This is a genomic window from Paraburkholderia sp. (assembly GCF_024281035.1).
Classification (GTDB): Bacteria; Pseudomonadota; Gammaproteobacteria; order Burkholderiales; family Burkholderiaceae; genus Paraburkholderia.
Window position 1 is genome coordinate 1 of sequence record NZ_JAMXLH010000032.1, and the last position, 17484, is coordinate 17484.

General features: G+C 66.2%; 9 protein-coding genes. 8 read left to right on the plus strand and 1 reads right to left on the minus strand.

The window, feature by feature from the left end; genetic code table 11:
• Positions 1-410 (plus strand): T6SS immunity protein Tli4 family protein (locus tag Q0L30_RS11385; RefSeq protein ID WP_296654998.1); only part of this gene is annotated, 410 nt, incomplete at its 5' end.
• 78 nt (positions 411-488) lie between these two features.
• Entirely contained in the window at positions 489-2420 is a 1932-nt protein-coding gene (locus tag Q0L30_RS11390) for a peptidase S1 (RefSeq protein ID WP_296655000.1), read from the plus strand.
• Here the strand turns inward: Q0L30_RS11390 and Q0L30_RS11395 are convergent.
• Complete coding sequence (locus tag Q0L30_RS11395; RefSeq protein ID WP_296655002.1) at positions 2414-2962, minus strand: nucleoside 2-deoxyribosyltransferase; 549 nt, start codon at positions 2960-2962, stop codon at positions 2414-2416. The two genes, Q0L30_RS11390 and Q0L30_RS11395, sit on opposite strands and share 7 nt — an antisense overlap.
• Positions 2963-3556: 594 nt before the next feature.
• Between Q0L30_RS11395 and Q0L30_RS11400 the strand changes: the two genes are divergently transcribed.
• From Q0L30_RS11400 to recD, 6 genes are all read left to right on the plus strand, one after another.
• Positions 3557-4465: a glutamate/aspartate ABC transporter substrate-binding protein gene (locus tag Q0L30_RS11400; RefSeq protein ID WP_296655004.1), complete on the plus strand. Its 909-nt coding sequence runs from the start codon at positions 3557-3559 to the stop codon at positions 4463-4465.
• 104 nt (positions 4466-4569) lie between these two features.
• Positions 4570-5919, plus strand: a complete 1350-nt coding sequence (locus Q0L30_RS11405) for an FAD-dependent oxidoreductase (RefSeq protein WP_296655006.1) — start codon at positions 4570-4572, stop codon at positions 5917-5919.
• A 211-nt stretch (positions 5920-6130) separates the two neighbouring features.
• On the plus strand, positions 6131-7393 hold the full coding sequence (locus Q0L30_RS11410; protein WP_296655007.1) for an autotransporter strand-loop-strand O-heptosyltransferase: 1263 nt from the start codon (positions 6131-6133) through the stop codon (positions 7391-7393).
• Positions 7394-7702: 309 nt separating this feature from the next.
• Entirely contained in the window at positions 7703-11323 is a 3621-nt protein-coding gene (gene recC, locus Q0L30_RS11415) for an exodeoxyribonuclease V subunit gamma (protein ID WP_296655322.1), read from the plus strand.
• Entirely contained in the window at positions 11320-15159 is a 3840-nt protein-coding gene (recB, locus tag Q0L30_RS11420; RefSeq protein ID WP_296655009.1) for an exodeoxyribonuclease V subunit beta, read from the plus strand. Before recC ends, recB begins: the two co-directional genes overlap by 4 nt.
• Complete coding sequence (gene recD, locus Q0L30_RS11425) at positions 15156-17381, plus strand: exodeoxyribonuclease V subunit alpha (protein WP_296655010.1); 2226 nt, start codon at positions 15156-15158, stop codon at positions 17379-17381. Before recB ends, recD begins: the two co-directional genes overlap by 4 nt.
• Positions 17382-17484: the final 103 nt, after the last annotated feature.

The window sequence follows — 17484 nt, forward strand, 5'->3', positions numbered from 1 at the left end:
AAGGCAAGCCGGATGTGAAGTTCTCTCTTTCCACAAACACCAATCTGCGCGAGTCGGTAAGCGATTCAATGCCCAACCGGCTACCGAAGGTGCGCGAGTACATGAGGATGGCAGGTGGTCGCGTCATTCGCTCCGCTCCCGTTCAACTCGGCGAGATGAAAGCAGACGAATTGCTCCTGGAGGGTCCGTTTGTCAATAGCGTCAAGGGACATAATTTCCTGCTGGAGGCCAATGCCACCACTGGAGGACCGGAGACGCCATTTCTGGCGTTTGTGATGCGTAACGGAGCCAACAGCTTCCTTTTTCCTAGATACGAGCAGGTTCAACGAGCATCGCTAACAGATAACGAAGCGGTTGCGGTGTGGGACGTTATCTCCCGGACTGTGCGGCCACGTCCGTACGGGTTTTGAGGGGATAGCAATGCCCGTTGACTTCAGCAAACTGCCACCGGAAGAGCCGCTGACGGACAAGCCGATGTTCAAGGATGAATGTGGGCGCTCGGCAATATCGTCGCGAAGAAAGTGGGGAAGGTCGATCTGGTGGGGCTCGTCGTCTGGGCGAACCTGATTTCGCCGCTGCCGTTTCTCGTGCTGTCGTATTTCTTCGAGGGGCCGCTGCAAATCGAGCACGCGCTGGAGGGCATCGGCATGTCTTCCGTGCACGCTTTCAACGCAGTCGATGCGGATAACGCGGATAGTGGAAGCACGTCGAAGACGTCACACTCGCATTGCAAGCATCACAAGCCAGGAGGCGACATGAACGAACCGGTACGATCCACGCACGGCAACGGCGAGCGTCACGCCTCGGGCGGCAACGGCAAGCATCGCAGCGCGGCGGATCAGCCGTGCTTCGATCCCACCGCATACGGCAACGGCCCGGACGACTTCGTCACCGACATGACCGAAAACGCCGCGATCACGCATCACGCGATGCAGATCGGCAGCGAGGCGATTGCGTACACGGCGACGGCAGGGCATCTCGTGACCGTCGATCCGGTCAGCTCGCAACCGAACGCGAAGATCTTCTACGTCGCGTTCACGAAGGACGGCGCGCAGGCGCCGGAGCGGCCCGTCACGTTCTTCTACAACGGCGGGCCGGGTTCGTCGGCGGTGTTCGTGCTGCTCGGCTCGTATGCGCCGAAGCGCATCAGGACGTCGATGCCGGGTTTCACGCCGCCCGCGCCCTATACGCTCGAAGACAACCCGGACAGCCTGCTCGACAAGAGCGACCTCGTGTTCGTCAATCCGGTGGGTACGGGGTATTCGGCGGCGATCGCGCCGCATCACAACCGCGATTTCTGGGGCGTCGATCAGGACGCGGATTCGCTCAAGCAATTCATCAAGCGCTATCTCACGGCAAACGACCGCTGGAATTCGCCGAAGTTTCTTTACGGCGAGTCGTACGGCACGGCGCGCAGTTGCGTGCTCGCGTACCGGCTGCATGAGGACGGCGTGGACCTGAACGGCATCACGCTTCAGTCGTCGATCCTCGACTACACGCAAGGCGGCAACCCGATGGGCGCGCTGCCCACGGCCGCCGCCGATGCGTGGTATCACGACCGCGTGGGCGTGACGCCGAAGCCGAAAGATCTTCAGGCGTTTGTCGCGCAGGTGGCGCAGTTCGCGCGCACGGATTACCGCACGGCGCTCGCAACGTTTCCCGATGCGAAGGACCCGGCCATCGAGGCGACGCTCAAGACGCTCTCGCAATACACGGGCATCGACACGCTCACGCTCGCGTCCTGGAACCTCGATATCGCGGCCTACGACAGCCGCGGCAATGCGCTTTTTCTCACGACGCTGCTCAAGGACAAGGGCATGGCGCTCGGCGCCTACGACGGCCGCGTGACGGCCATCGATACCGGCATCGCGGGCAAGATCGATCCGAATTCCGGCGGCAACGATCCGACCATGACCGCCGTGAGCGGCGTTTATACGGCGATGTGGAACAGCTACCTGAACGAGCAACTGAAATTCCGTTCGAATTCGTCGTTCACGGACCTCAACGATCAGGCCTTCCGGAACTGGAATTTCAGCCATATCGACCCGACCGGCGCGCAAAAGGGCATCGACGCGCAGGGCAACATCGTGCTCTACACGGCGGGCGATCTTGCGGCCGTGATGGCGCTGAACCCGGATCTGCGCGTGCTTTCGGCGAACGGCTACTACGACTTCGTGACGCCGTTCTATCAGACCGTCGTCGATCTGCAGAAGATGCCGCTCGCCGACCAGAAGGTGCGCAACAATCTCAGCGCGCGTTTTTACCCGTCGGGGCACATGGTGTATCTCGACAATGCGTCACGCACCGCGCTCAAGGGCGATCTCGCCAGGCTGTATCAGAGCGCGGTGGCCGACCGGCACGCGGTTGCGCGCATTCGCGCCCTGCAGCGCATGAGCACGCTGAGCGCCATGCATCACTGACGCTCGCTCGCCGCCTCCGCGCATTCGCGCTCCTGCGCCATGGCGGCGAGGCACGCGCGCGCGTCGCCGTTCACGATGCGTGCGGCGCACGCGATCATCAGATTTTTCTGGAGTCCGAAATCCTCGACGAGAAACCCGCGTGCGCATTCGCGCCCTTGCGCGCCGGGCTGCGACGGTACACGCTCGGTCAGCGTGCCCGCATCGGTCGTATAGGCCCAGACTTCCTTGCCGAGTGCAGCCGCGAAGCCGATTTCGAATGCCGTACCGGAATCGGGCTCGCCCGGACCGCGAAAATCATCGACGTTGGCCATGACGATGTCGGCTGAGCGGATCGCATCGATGTTGGACCGATAGATCCAGGCGGCCTTGCGCGGGCCTTCGAGACAGGCCGGCGCTTCGGCGTCGAGCGGATAGACGCCTTCGAAGCCGTATTCGGCACAGGCGGCGCGCAGGCGCTCGCCGAATGCGCGCGCGTCGCGGCGGAACACGTCGAAGCCCGCGAGATAGACGCGCGGCGGGCGGGGCGAAAGGCTGTGAGTCATGGCGGTGTCCTCGAATTTCATGGCACGGCGGGAGCCGACGCGGCGATTCTAGCCCGCCCGTCGCCCACTCACGCTTCGTGTGAATCGGCATACGAATGGATATCAACGAATGTCGTAAGTCGCTACTGTTGTTCATCCCCAAACGCATCGGTTTGGGCAAAGCAGAGGTGACGTTGCGATTTGCGTGCCCGGACTCGCGCAAGCGCTGCGGGCCTGGCGTATCTGAAGCATGTGGAGAAAATGCGCACCTTTGCAAACGGCTAATCGAATGCCGATTTGCAAAATCGGGATCTTTTTCGAAGTGCGGTTTTCAGAGCGTGCAATCTTTCGATTCACCTTCTGCGCGAGGCCGCTTCGTTCTATGCTGTCGTTTTGGTTGACTCGAAGCCGGCCGTCAATGCGCGTTCAGTACCTTATTTGGCCGGTGTTTCGTACATTTCGTACAATGTGCCGCCCGATTGAAGGCTGATGAATGACGCGTCGATTCGCATCCAGGCAGGTGTCGTTGACTACTGAAGCAAGAACGCACCGCACTGCGCCCACTGTGTTGTCGGCCGGGGCCAGTCCGGTAAAACGAGAAGGAGGCACGAGGCAATGAAACGACTAAGGCTGCTGGCGCTCGCCTGCTCGATTGCCATGCCGGGTCTTTTGCTGACCCAGCCCGCCGCCGCGCAGGTTGCGCAGCCGACGCTGGAGAAAATCCAGTCGGCGAACCTCATCGCGATCGGCTATCGCGAGACATCGGTGCCGTTTTCGTACATGAATACGGACGGCACGGTCATTGGTTTTTCGCAGGACATCTGCAACAAGGTGATCGACGCCGTGAAGGCGAAGACGAACCGCCCGAACCTGAAGGTGCGCTTCATTCCGGTCACCTCGCAGAACCGCACTTCGCTCGTGCAGAACGGCACCGTCGATCTGGAATGCGGCGTCACGACGAACCTCAAGGAGCGTCAGACCCAGGTGGCGTTTTCCGTGACGTTCTTCATCGCGACCACGCGTTTGCTCACGCGCAAGGACTCGGGCATCCACGACTTCAAGGATCTCGCGGGCAAGACCGTGCTGACCAATCAGGGCACGACGTCCGAGCGCATTTTGCGCCGCATGAACGAGGAAAAGCAGATGAACATGCGGATCATCAGCGCGAAGGATTACGGCGAGGGGCGCGTGGCGCTCGAATCGGGGCGCGCGGTGGCGTACATGATGGACGACGTGCTGCTGGCGGGCACGCGCTCGCTCACGGCCAATCCGTCCGACTGGGTGATCGTGGGCACGCCGCAGTCGTCGGAGGCCTACGGCTTCATGATGCGCAACGGCGACCCCGCGTTCCGGCAACTCGTGAACGACACGATGACCTCGATCATGAAGAGCGGCGAGATCGATGCGATGTATACGCGCTGGTTCGAGAAACCCGTGCCGCCCAAAGGCATTAATTTCGCATTCCCGATGAGTGCGCAATTGCGTGCGCTCTTTGCCGCGCCGAACGATCAGCCGTTCGACTGAATCCGCGTTCCTGAACCATGAGATGATCGCTTGCCCGGCTCCGCGCGGCGTTTGCCACATTCGCCGCACAGCGCCGGGCGGCGAGCGTTGCGGCGCATTCATGAATGGCCGCAACTAATGCGTGCAGCGAACAACTCTCGGGGGCGGGCATGGAAGGATCGGACAGCACGGTGGCGATCGTCGGTGCAGGGCATGCGGGCGGCAATGCTGCCGCGCTCTTGCGGCAATACGGTTTCGAAGGGCGGATCGTGCTGATCGGCGCCGAGCCGGTGCTGCCGTATCAGCGTCCGCCGCTCAGCAAGGCTTATCTGAAGGGCGAGGCCGGTCTCGAACGGTTGTGGCTCAAGCCGCGCGCGTTCTACGACGAGCACCGCATCGAACTGAAGCTCGGCGCAGCCGCCGAGTCGCTCGAACGCGCGTCGAAGACGCTCGTGCTGGCCGACGGCAGCCGTGTTCACTACGACAAGCTGATTCTCGCCACCGGTTCGACGGCGCGCGTGCTTGCCATCCCGGGGCACGATCTGCAGGGCGTGGTGGAGTTGCGCTCACTGGCCGACGCCGACATGCTGCGCGAGCGCGTGCAGCCCGGCGAAAGGCTCGTCGTCATCGGCGCAGGTTATATCGGACTCGAAGCGGCTGCGTCCGCGCGCCAGCTCGGGCATGCGGTGACCGTGCTCGAAGCGGCGCCGCGCGTGCTCGGGCGCGTGACGGGCGTTGCCGTGTCGGCGTTCTATGCCGGCGAGCATCGCGCGAAGGGCGTCGACCTGCGCCTCGACGCGAAGATCGAATCTTTCGTCGCCGCGGGCGCGCAGGGGACTTCCGGCGCACCGGGCGCACCGGGAGCACCGGGAGCACCGGGAGCACCGGGCGCGAGGCTGGGCGGCGTGAAGCTGGCTTCGGGCGAGATCGTGCCGGCGACGGTGGCGCTCGTCGGCATCGGCGTGATGCCGAACGTGGCGCTTGCACAGGCGGCCGGCGTCGTTTGCACGAACGGCGTGCAGGTCGACGCCGATGCCCGAACATCGGACCCCGATATCTTCGCGATCGGCGACTGCGCGAACCGGCCGCTGGCCCACTATGGCCGGATGGGGCGCCTTGAAAGCGTGCATAACGCGGTGGAGCTGGCGAAGCTCGCGGCGGCGGCCATCGCGGGCAAGCCGCGCCCCGCGTGCGATGCGCCGTGGTTCTGGTCCGACCAATACGATCTCAAGCTCCAGACCGTGGGCCTGCTGGAAGGCTATGACGAGGCTGTCGTGCGCGGCGATCCGGCCGCGCGGCGCTTTGCCGTGTGGTACCTGAAGGACCAGACCCTGCTTGCCGTCGATGCGGTCAATTCGATGCCCGACTTCCTCTGCGCCAGGAAACTCGTGGGCAGCGGCGCGAAACTCGATATCGACGCCTTGCGCGATCCGGCGACAGATCTCGCTACGTTCGCGGCGACGGCGCTGGCCTGAGCGGGCAAGGCATCCGGGCCGTTTTTTTATCGGGCGCTATTTGACAAATTATTGACGTGCGTAGCAGTACGCTTTTGCGCGGCGGACTATCATCCCAGGCGGCGCCGCTGCATGTTCGCGTTTTGTACGTGTTCATGTTCGCGTTCGCGGCGCCGTGCCGGTGCGGCAGGGTCGCATCGGCCAGTCCTCAGCCGATGACGAGTCCCGCACGATGAATACACCCGCCCAGATACTGATCGATTCACCGGCAGCGATGCCCCCGGCCGTGCGCGCGAGCGCGCAGCCTGGCGGTTACGCAGCCTGGTTCGCGCGTTCCGATATCCCGGTGTTGATGGGCCGGGAGGGCGTGCGCTACGACTTCAACCACGGCTGCCGCGTGCAGGTGCCCGTAGCGGGTTGGCGCGTGCGAATGCGCGATCTCGACACGAACAGCATTGTCTACGACGAAACGCTCGGTGCGGGCGAGGTTGCGGCCAGCCGCCGCAAGTACTTCGTGCGCTTCCAGTTCGACGTGTTCGACGGCGCGCGCCTCGTGTTCTCCCATGCCTACGACGCGACATGGCGGCATGTGATGATCGAGATCGGCTCGGGTGCGCTCGGCGACGCGATTGCCTGGATGCCCTCGGTCGAGGCGTTCCGGCAGCAGCACGAATGCACGGTGACCGTGCGGCTCAAGCCGGGGCTTCGCGCGCTGTTCGAGGAAGGCTATCCGGCGCTGCAGTTCGTGGACAGCGCGGCAGGCGAGGCCGAACTCGAAGGCGAGAACTTCTATGCGTCGTACCGGCTCAACTGCTTCCTGCCGTATGCGGACCGCGATCTTCAGCCAACCGACGTACGCGTGAGCAGCCGCCAGGACTTCGCGTCGTACATGCTCGGCGTCCCCGCGATCGAGCGGCGGCCGAACGTCGTGGTCGCGAGCAGCGAGCGCACGATCCGCGAACGCTACGTGTGCATCGCCACGCAGGCTTCGGCGCAATGCCAGTACTGGAACAACCCGCGCGGCTGGACCGCGCTCGTCGCGCATCTGCGGGCGTGCGGCTACCGCGTGTTGTGCATCGACCGCGATCGCGAGTACGGCGTGCCCGGCGCGCTGAACAAGATGCCCGCGGGCGCCGAGGATTTCACCGGCGAGCGCCCGTTGCAGGAGCGCGCGAGCCTGCTCTCCCACGCCGACTTTTTCATCGGGCTCGGCAGTGGTCTTTCCTGGCTTGCGTGGGCGGTCAGAACGCCGGTCGTGCTGATCAGCGGCTATGCGCACCCGAAGAGCGAATTCAACACGCCGTGGCGCGTCATCAATTTCAACGCGTGCAATAGCTGCTACAACGACACGACGGTCGAATTCGACCGGGCCGACTTCAACTGGTGCCCGCGCCATGCCGACGAAGCGTCGGGACGCTACCAGTGCACCTCGGCGATCACGCCCGAGCACGTCATGCGTGTGATCGATCCGCTCGTCGTGACAGGCCTGCGCTAGCGATACAAAAAGCATCTTCCTGCGCGAAACGGCGGGCAACGGGCTGCATCTGCCGCCGTTTCCAACGTTGCCGCTGTCGCTGCGGCAGCAATGAGGTTGTCGTGCGTCTGCCGCACGACAAGCGCCTGGCGCGCGCCCGCCGCGACGCGGTTCATGCGCGCCTCCGATGTCGTAAACTGTCGCGACGGGCCGGATTGCCGGCCCGCTTCACATTCGCACCGGATTACGACCTCGCGACATGGCCGCACATCTCATCCTTTCCATTTCAGCATCGCGCGCAATGGCGTCGCGAAGGAGCCTCGCTTGAGCGTGCGCGAACTGCCCACGGGGCTCATGCTCGTTCACGGCAATCAGCCTGAGCGTCTGCGCGACCTGATCGTGCAATGGATCAGCCAGAATCCGGTCGCTCCACTCGAAAAAGAAGTGATGCTCGTGCAGAGCAACGGCATCGCGCAGTGGCTCAAGCTCGCGTTCGCGGCGGACCCGGAGGAAGGCGGCTGCGGCGTGGCGGCGGCGTTCGAAATGTCGCTGCCTTCGCGTTTTCTCTGGCAGGTGTATCGCGCGGTGCTGGGCACCGGGGCGGTGCCCGCCGTTTCGCCGTTCGACAAATCGCGGCTCACGTGGCGCCTGATGCGCATGCTGCCCGCATTGCTCGACACGCCGGGCTACGAGCCGCTCAAGCGCTTCATGGCGCAGGACGACGATCGGCGCAAGCGTTTCCAGCTTGCGCAGCGCGTGGCCGATCTGTTCGACCAGTACCAGGTGTATCGCGCGGACTGGCTCGCTGCATGGGCTGAGCACGAAGACGTGGTGATCGACGCCCGCAACCAGCGCGCGCCGCTGCCCGCCGACGCGCGCTGGCAGGCAGCGCTCTGGCGTGCGCTGCTCGACGACGTGGGCGACGACGTGCAGGACGGCATCGATCTGCGGCAGACGGGCCGTGCGGCAGTCCATGCGGCGTTCATGCGTTGCGCGGAAAGCTGGCGCGAGGGTGACGATGGCAGCGGCGACGGCAGCGGCAGCAGCGCAAGGCCGAAGGCGCTGCCGCGCCGCATTTTCGTGTTCGGCGTATCGAGCTTGCCGCGCCAGTCGGTGGAAGTGCTTGCGGCGCTCGCGCGCTGGACTCAGGTGCTCCTGTGCGTTCACAACCCGTGCATGCATTACTGGGCCGATATCGTCGCCGACCAGGACCTGCTGCGCGCGCGGCATGCGCGGCAGCGCCGCCGCGCAGGCGCGCCCGCCGTGCTCGACGATTCGCTGCTGCACCTTCACGCACAGCCGCTGCTGGCGGCCTGGGGCAAGCAGGGGCGCGACTTCATCGGCCTGCTCGACGAATACGACAGCGACGAAGCGCGCGCGAGCTACGCGCCGCATTTCACGCGCATCGGCCAGCGTATCGATCTGTTCGACGGCGCCGAGGCGCACACGCTGCTGCAACAGCTGCAAGACGATATCCGCGAACTGCGCCCGCTGCATGAGACGCGCGAGCAATGGCCCGCCGTCGATCCGCACGCGGACGAATCGATCCGCTTTCATGTCGCCCACAGCGCGCAGCGCGAAGTGGAGATCCTGCACGACCGGCTGCTGGCGGCCTTTGCTGCCGATCCCGCCTTGCGGCCGCGCGACGTGATCGTGATGGTGCCGGACATCGAGGTCTATACGCCGCACATCCAGGCCGTGTTCGGCCTGCTCGATGCGGACGATTCGCGCTATATCCCGTTCAGCGTCGCAGACCGCACGCAGCGCACGTTCGATCCGCTCGTCGGCGCGCTGGAGATGCTGCTCGCGTTACCGCAATCGCGCGTGAGCGTGAGTGACGTGCTCGACCTGCTGGAAGTGCCCGCCGTGCGTGCGCGCTTTGGCATCGACGCCGAGGATGTGCCGACGCTGCGCAACTGGATCGACGGCGCGAATATCCGCTGGGGCCTGCACGCTACGCAGCGGGCGAGTCTCGGCTTGCCGCAGGCCGACGAGATGAACGCGCCGAACAGTTGGGCCTTCGGGCTGCGGCGCATGTTGCTCGGCTACGCGGCGGGCGACAGCGCGAGCGCGTGGCGCGGAATCGAGCCGTACGCCGATATTGGCGGCCTCGATGCAGCGCTGCTCGGCCCGCTCACGCGCCTCGTGGATGCGCTCGATTCGACGTGGCAAACGCTGCGCGAACCCGCGACGGTCGAAGTCTGGTGCGAGCGGCTGCGTGCGCTGAAAGCGGCGTTCTTCGCCACCGGCGACCCCGAAGACGCCTACACGCTCGAACGCCTCGACGGCGCGCTCGAAACGTGGCGCGAAGCCTGTGCCGAAGCGCGGCTCACGGACAAGCTGCCGCTTGCGATCGTCGCCGAAAACTGGCTTGACGAACTGGCGGGCGGTGGCTTGCAGCAGCGCTTTTTTGCGGGCGCGGTGACCTTCGCGACGCTGATGCCGATGCGCGCGATACCGTTCCGGCGCGTGTGCCTGCTCGGCATGAACGACGGCGACTATCCGCGCAATCGCGTGCCGCTCGACTTCGACCTGATGCGTCGCGACTACCGTCCCGGCGACCGCTCGCGGCGCGAGGACGACCGCTATCTGTTTCTCGAAGCGCTGCTCTCCGCCCGCGACCATCTGCACATTTCGTGGATTGGCCGCAGCGTGACCGACAACACGCCGAGGCCGCCTTCGGTGCTGGTGGGACAGTTGCGCGATCATCTAAAGACGGGTTGGCGGCTTGAAGGCGACGAGGACGCGCAGGAAGCGCTTCTCGACGCGCTGACCATCGAGCATCGCCTGCAGCCCTTCAGCGCCGATTATTTTCCCGCGCAGCGTCACGCCTCGCCGCTCTATACCTACGCGCACGAATGGAGCCGTCCCGCGCCGGTGGCGGACGCCGCGGCGCATGGGGCGGCGCTGCCGCCGCCCGAACGCGACGAGCCGCTCTCGATCGACGAACTCGCCGCGTTCCTGCGCGACCCGGTGCGCAGCTTTTTCCAGCAGCGCCTGCGCGTCGCGTTCCAGGCCGAAGATGCGGCGAGCGAGAATCAGGAGCCGTTCGAAGTGGACACGCTGCAGGCGTGGCAACTCCAGAGCGAACTGATTCGTGCGCAGGCGGCCGCAATGGAGCGCGGCGACGACGACCTCGAACCCGTGGCGCTCGCGAGGCTCGAGCGGATGCACCGCAGCGGGGATCTGGCGGCGGGCGGCTTTGGCGAAGTGATCGGCCAGGAACTGCTCGCGCCGATGGGCGACCTTTTCGCCGCTTATCGCAAGGCGCTCGCGCGCTGGCCGGAACCGCTCGAACATCAATATGAAATACGTCTTGATGCGTCCGTCGATGGGCGCACGCTGACGATCGACGACTGGATCGACGATCTGCGCGCAGGCCCGGACGGAACGCGTGGCCGCGTGATTCTCGATGCGGGCACGCTCGTCAAGGCGAACAAGTATCGCGGCGAACGGCTGGCGGCCTACTGGGTCGCGCACGTTGCGGCACAACTGGCGGCGGGCGAGGTGACGACGGTGATCGTCAGCAAGGCGGGCGTGGCGGAGTTCTCGCCCGTGGCGCCCGAAGTCGCGCGCGACTATCTGACTGCGCTGCTCGGCGCGTGGGACGCGGGCTTGCGCAGGCCGCTGCCGCTTGCGGTGAAGACGGCGTTCGCGTGGCTGCGCCGCCTGCCGGATGCGTTCGACGGCAGCCGGGCAAGCGTGCCCGCCGAGGCGTGGGCGGATGCGCGTGCAACCTTCGAGGGCAACGTGCGTTCCCCCGGCGAGTGCGAGACGAACCCCTGGCTGCGCCGCGCGTACGCCGATTTCGACGCGCTGGTCGTTGACGACGCATTCATCACGCTTTCAACGCGGCTGCTGCTGCCCGTGCAGCGCGCGCCGCTGGCCGCATCGCGAGCGCCGCGCGATGCCGCTGCCGCCGCTACTACTGCCGATGGAGACACCGCATGACCCAGGCGCACGACGTCACGGCCCACGTGCTGGAGCCGCTGCGCTTTCCGCTCTACGGCAGCCGCCTGATCGAGGCGAGCGCGGGCACGGGCAAAACCTTCACCATCGCCATGCTCTATGTGCGGCTTGTGCTGGGCCACGGCGCGGCAAGCGAGCATGACGAGCCGGTCGATGCGATCGAGCAGGCCGGGCAGGGCGAATGCGCGCGGCCGCTTACGCCGCCGGAAATTCTCGTCGTCACGTTCACGGACGCCGCGACCAAGGAACTGCGCGAGCGTATCCGTGCGCGGCTGATCGAAGCGGCGGAAGCGTTCCGCGCCGATCCCGACGAAGTGTTCGCCAGCGAAGCGGACGGCGATCTGCTGCACGCATTGCGTGCTGACTACGATCCCGCAGCGTGGCCCGCCTGCGCGCGGCGGCTGCAACTCGCCGCCGAGTGGATGGACGAAGCCGCGGTTTCGACGATCCACGGCTGGTGCAATCGGATGCTCAGCGAGCATGCATTCGACAGCGACAGCCTCTTTTCGCAGACGCTCGTCACCGACCAGACGGAACTGCGCGCGGAAGTCGTGCGCGATTACTGGCGCACCTACATGGCGCCGCTCGACGCGCAATCGGCCCAGGAAGTGCGCGCCTGGTTCCGCGATCCCGACGAACTGCGCAAGGCCATCTTCGGCCTGCTCGCGCATGCGGACCTGCTGCCCGATGCAAGCGAGCCGGCCGCCTCGCTGTTCGCTGCGCGCACCCAGGCGCGCGAGGAACTCGAAGAGATCAAGGCCCCATGGCGCGGCTGGATCGACGAAGTAAAGGCGCTGCTCGACGCCGCACGTGCAAAGAAGCAGTTCGACGCCAGGAAGCTCAACACGCGCAACTGCGATACGTGGATCGAAAAGCTGCGCGCATGGGCGCACGACCCGGAGCTCGTGCAGCCCGCCTTTGATGAGAAGGCCGCGGTCTGGACGCGTCTCACGCCCGCCGGACTCAAGGATATCTGGCAGCCCGGCAGCGAGCCGCCCGAGCATCCGGCGTTCGTGGCGATGGAGACGTTACGCGACACGCTCGCGGTGCGTCCGAACGCGCGCCAGGCGCTGCTGTGTCACGCGGCGCGCTGGGTCGCGCGGCGCTTCGAAGACGAAGAGGCGCGCCGCTCGCAGATGGGTTTCGACGACCTGCTCACGCGCCTGCTCGCCGCACTGAAGAAGGAAAACGGCGAGCGGCTTGCGGCGATCATCCGCAAGCAGTATCCGGTGGCGCTGATCGACGAGTTTCAGGACACGGACCCGGTTCAGTACCAGATCTTCGACCGGATCTACCGCATTGCCGAGAACGTCGCCGATACGGCAATCGTCTTGATCGGCGACCCGAAGCAGGCCATCTATGCGTTTCGCGGTGCGGATATCTACACGTATCTGCGTGCGCGGCAGGCGTGCGAAGGGCGGCTTTATACGCTGAAGACGAACTATCGCTCGACGTGCGCGATGGTGGCGGCCGTCAACCGCTGCTTCGACGCCGCGGAATCGCGTGCCGAAGGCAACGGCGCCTTCCTGTTCCGCAGCAACGACGGCGAGGCGAATGCGCTTCCGTTCGTCCCTGCCGAAGCGCATGGCCGCGCGGAAAAACTCGTGGCGCAAGGCGCAGCGGTGCCCGCGCTCAACGTCTGGTGGCTGCCGCCAGGCGTTGATGGCAAGCCGCCCTCCAGCAAAGCGTCGTACCTCGTGAGCATGGCCGCGAGCTGCGCGACCGAAATGGTGCGGCTCATGAACCTCGGCGAGGCGCAAGCGGCAGGCTTCGAAAGCGAGCACGGCCTGCGTGCATTGAAGCCATCCGATATGGCCGTGCTCGTGAACAATCGCGACGAGGCGAGCGCAATCCGCCAGGCGCTGCGCGCGCGCGGCGTGCGCAGCGTCTACCTCTCCGATCGCGATTCCGTCTACCTCACGCCGCAGGCTGAGGAACTGCGCTACTGGCTCGCCGCCTGCGCGGAACCCGACGATGGACGGCGCGTGCGCACGGCGCTTGCGACGTCGACGCTCGGACTCGGCTGGAGCGAACTCGACGCCCTGGGTCACGACGAACTCGCATGGGAAGCGCGCGTGCTGCAGTTCCGCGGCTATCGCGATTGCTGGCGCAAGAAGGGCGTGCTGCCGATGCTGCGGCGCCTGCTCAACGACTTTCACGTGCCGCAGCGGCTGCTCGGCGAGACGGCGGGCGCCAGCGTCAACGGCGAACGCGCGCTCACGAACCTGCTGCATCTGGCCGAACTGCTGCAACAGGCCAGTACGCAGCTCGACGGCGAGCACGCGCTGATCCGTTACCTCGACGAACAACGCGAGGACGAGAGCGCGGGCGGTGGCGGCGACGCGCGGCAACTGCGCCTCGAAAGCGACGCGGCACTCGTGCAGGTCGTCACGATCCACAAGTCGAAAGGGCTCGAATATCCGCTCGTGTTTCTGCCGTTCGCCTGCGCGTATCGCGCGGTCAAACCGGACGAAGTGCCGCTCAAATGGCATGACGCAGAGGGCGACCTGCACATCACGCTCGAAGCGAACGGCGGCGAGCTTCAGCAGGCGGACCGCGAACGGCTCGGCGAAGACCTGCGCAAGCTCTACGTCGCACTCACGCGCGCGCGTTACGCGACGTGGGTGGGCTATGCGCCGCTGCAGGGCGTCGAGTCGAGCGCGTTCGGCTACCTCATGAGCGGCGGCGAGCCGCTGCCCGCGGACCAGTCCGAAGCGTGTCTTGAAGCGCTGCGCGGCGACTCGACCGACATCGACGTTGCGCCCGCACCCGAACCCGGCCGCGAACTGTTTGCGATGCGCGGGCCACGCGTCGCGCGAGGCCATGCGCGCACGATGGCGTATCGCGAGCGCGAGCGCTGGTGGGTCGCGAGCTATTCGAGTCTGAAGACGGTCGAGGCTGCGCCGGGCGGCATCGCCGCGCCCGATCCCGATGGCGCGCGCGCCGCGCCGGATACGCGCGGCGAGGACGTGTTCCTCGAATTGCTCGACGCGACCACGCCGCCGCAAGAAGAAGCGGACGAAGCGGACAGCGCGCCGTCCGTCGCGCTCGCGGGTGACACCATGCACGGCTTCGAGCGTGGCGCGGACGCGGGCACCTTCCTGCACGACCTGATGGAATGGGCAGCCAATGAGGGGTTCGACAAGATTGCCCAGGATGCCGCAAGCGTGCGCGATATGGTGGCGCGGCGCTGCAACGTGCGCGGCTGGTCGCGCTGGGTCGAGCCGCTCACCGAATGGCTGTTGCATCTCGTGAACATGCCGTTGAGATTGCCGCCCGTGGAGGGCGAAGCCGTGTCGCCGGTCGTGTTCGCCAACCTGGCTTCGTACATGGCGGAAATGGAGTTCTGGGTGACGGCGCACGCGGTCGATACGCTCGAACTCGATGCGCTCGTCACGTCGATGACGCTCGACGGCGAGGCGCGTCCCGCGCTCGACGCCACGCGTCTGAACGGCATGCTCAAGGGCTTCATGGATCTCGTGTTCGAACATGAGGGCCGCTACTACGTGGCCGACTACAAATCGAACTGGCTCGGGCCCGACGATGCCGCATACACGGCCGCAAAAATGCGCGCGCAGATCCTGCATTCCCGTTACGAACTGCAGTACGTGCTGTATCTGTTCGCGCTGCATCGGCTGCTCAAGGCGCGCTTGCCGGACTACGACTACGACCTTCACGTGGGCGGCGCCGTCTATATCTTCCTGCGCGGCGGACGCGCGCCGGGCCAGGGGCTGCATATCGAGCGACCGCCGCGCGAGCTGATCGAACGAATCGACGCGCTGTTCGCGCGTCACGAAGCGGCAGAGGGCATGGCATGACGAAGCGACGCACGCAGGACATGATCGGCGTGACCGGCGATCTGTTCGCGCAACAGGAGCTCGAAGCGGTGGCGCAAGACGCGCCACTGCCGGATGCGGGCAAGGCGCCGCGCGCACGCGAATCGGCACAGCAGATGCTCGCGGTGCTCGATCGCTGGGTCGAGCGTGGCTGGCTGCGCACGCTCGATGCCGCGTTCGCGCGCTTTCTCTGGACCGAGACGCCGCAGGCTGCACCGCTCTTGCTGCTTGCCGCCGCGCTGGCGAGCCATCAGCTCGGGCGCGGTCACGTCTGTCTCGATCTTCGGGCAACGCTCGACGATCCCGCTTTCGCGCTCTCGCTGCCGCCCGACGGCCCGCAACTGCCCGCTGCCGAACCGGTGCAGCCGCCTGCCGAAGTGCTCGCTGGAGTGACGCTCGCGCAGTGGCGTGCGGCACTCGATGCGCCGGAGATGGTGGGCATCGAGGCCGGTAATACGCCGCTCGTGCTCGCGGGTGCGCGGCTTTATCTGCGGCGCTACTGGCAATACGAACAGGACGTGCGCGCGGGCATCGAACGGCGGCTTGCGCGTCGCGCGCAAATCGAGGCTGCGTTACCCGCAGACGCGGCGCGCCGTGCGCTCGACGCACTGTTCCCTGCGCGCGCAATCGACGCGGGCCAGCCGCCGCGTGCGGACTGGCAAAAACTCGCCTGTGCGCTTGCGGCGCGCAGTGCGTTCAGCATCGTCACGGGCGGGCCCGGCACCGGCAAGACGACGACTGTCGTCAAGCTGCTGGCGCTCCTGCAGACGCTCGCGCTTGGACAAGCGGGCACGCGCGGCGCGCGGCCACTGCGTATTCGTCTCGCGGCGCCGACCGGTAAGGCGGCCGCGCGGCTCAACGAATCGATTGCGGGCGCGGTGAAGCGCTTGCCGTTCGACGCTTTGCCGAACGGCGAAGCGCTGCGCACGGCGATTCCCACGGTCGTGACGACGCTGCATCGCGTGCTGGGCACGCGGCCCGGCAGCCGCCGCTTTCGCCATGACGCGGCCAATCCGCTGCCTGTCGACGTGCTCGTGATCGACGAGGCGTCGATGGTCGATCTGGAGATGATGGCCGCGGTGCTCGATGCGCTGCCGTCCACGGCGCGCCTGATCCTGCTCGGCGACAAGGATCAGCTCGCTTCGGTGGAGGCGGGCGCGGTGCTCGGCGAACTGTGCGAGCGCGCGCGCGAAGGCCACTATACGGAGACGACGCGCGCATGGCTCGAAGCGGCGACGGGCGAGCGCATCGACGCCGCGATGCTCGACGCGCACGGCACGCCGCTCGATCAGGCGGTCGCGATGCTGCGCGAGAGTCATCGCTTTGCAGCCGATAGCGGCATCGGCGCGCTGGCCGAACTGGTCAATACGGGTGATGCGGCGGGCGTCGCGAAGATCTGGGCGCGCGGTTACGCCGATCTCGCGCGCGTGGCTTGTTCGACGGCAGACGATGCGCCGCTGCGCGCGCTGATCGTCGAGGGTCGCGCGGGTAATACGAGCGATACAGGCGATGCGCGCTCCGGCGAGGGCGCGACGGCGAGCCGTTACGGCTATCGGCACTATCTGGAGACGATGCGTGCGCTGCGGCCCGAGCCTGGCGCATCGCCCGAAGCGCTCGCGCAATGGGCGGCGGCAGTGCTGAAGGCGCATGGCGAGTTTCAGTTGCTTTGCGCGCTGCGGCGCGGCCCGTGGGGCGTCGAAGGATTGAACCAGCGTGTCGCGCGGTTGCTGCACGAAGGCGCGCTGATCGATCCGCGCGGCGACTGGTATGCGGGGCGGCCCGTGCTCGTCACGCACAACGACCATGAACTCGGGTTGATGAACGGCGACATCGGTATCGCGCTGGCCTTGCCCGTGCGCGACGGCGAACCGGCCGTGCTGCGCGTGGCGTTCCCCGCCATGGATGGATCGCGCGGCGTGAAGTGGGTGTCGCCGAGCCGCCTGCAAAGCGTGGAAACCGTGTTCGCGCTCACCGTGCACAAGTCGCAGGGTTCCGAATTCACCCACGCCGCGCTCGTGCTGCCGGACACCTATAGTCCCGTTCTCACGCGTGAGCTCGTCTACACGGGCATCACGCGCGCGCGGGAGTTTCTGACGCTTGCGGTGCCGGAGGGACGGCCCGTGCTCGACCGCGCGGTGGTCTCCCGGGTGCAGCGCGCGAGCGGCCTGATGGCGGGCCTCGCCGACGATGCGGATGCGGCCTGACGCGGGGTGATATGGCGTTTGGCTGCGAGCGATAAAAAGGGCGAGCCGCTAGTGCGGCTCGCCCTTTTTTCCGGATCGGCGAACTCGGCGAATTCGGCGCGCA

Excerpts from the sequence above, each read along its gene's own strand:
- Q0L30_RS11390 (WP_296655000.1), top strand. The coding sequence starts at position 489 with ATGTGGGCGCTCGGCAATATCGTCGCGAAGAAAGTGGGGAAGGTCGAT.
- Q0L30_RS11395 (WP_296655002.1), bottom strand. The coding sequence starts at position 2,962 with ATGACTCACAGCCTTTCGCCCCGCCCGCCGCGCGTCTATCTCGCGGGC.
- Q0L30_RS11400 (WP_296655004.1), top strand. The coding sequence starts at position 3,557 with ATGAAACGACTAAGGCTGCTGGCGCTCGCCTGCTCGATTGCCATGCCG.
- Q0L30_RS11405 (WP_296655006.1), top strand. The coding sequence starts at position 4,570 with ATGGCCGCAACTAATGCGTGCAGCGAACAACTCTCGGGGGCGGGCATG.
- Q0L30_RS11410 (WP_296655007.1), top strand. The coding sequence starts at position 6,131 with ATGAATACACCCGCCCAGATACTGATCGATTCACCGGCAGCGATGCCC.
- recB (WP_296655009.1), top strand. The coding sequence starts at position 11,320 with ATGACCCAGGCGCACGACGTCACGGCCCACGTGCTGGAGCCGCTGCGC.
- recD (WP_296655010.1), top strand. The coding sequence starts at position 15,156 with ATGACGAAGCGACGCACGCAGGACATGATCGGCGTGACCGGCGATCTG.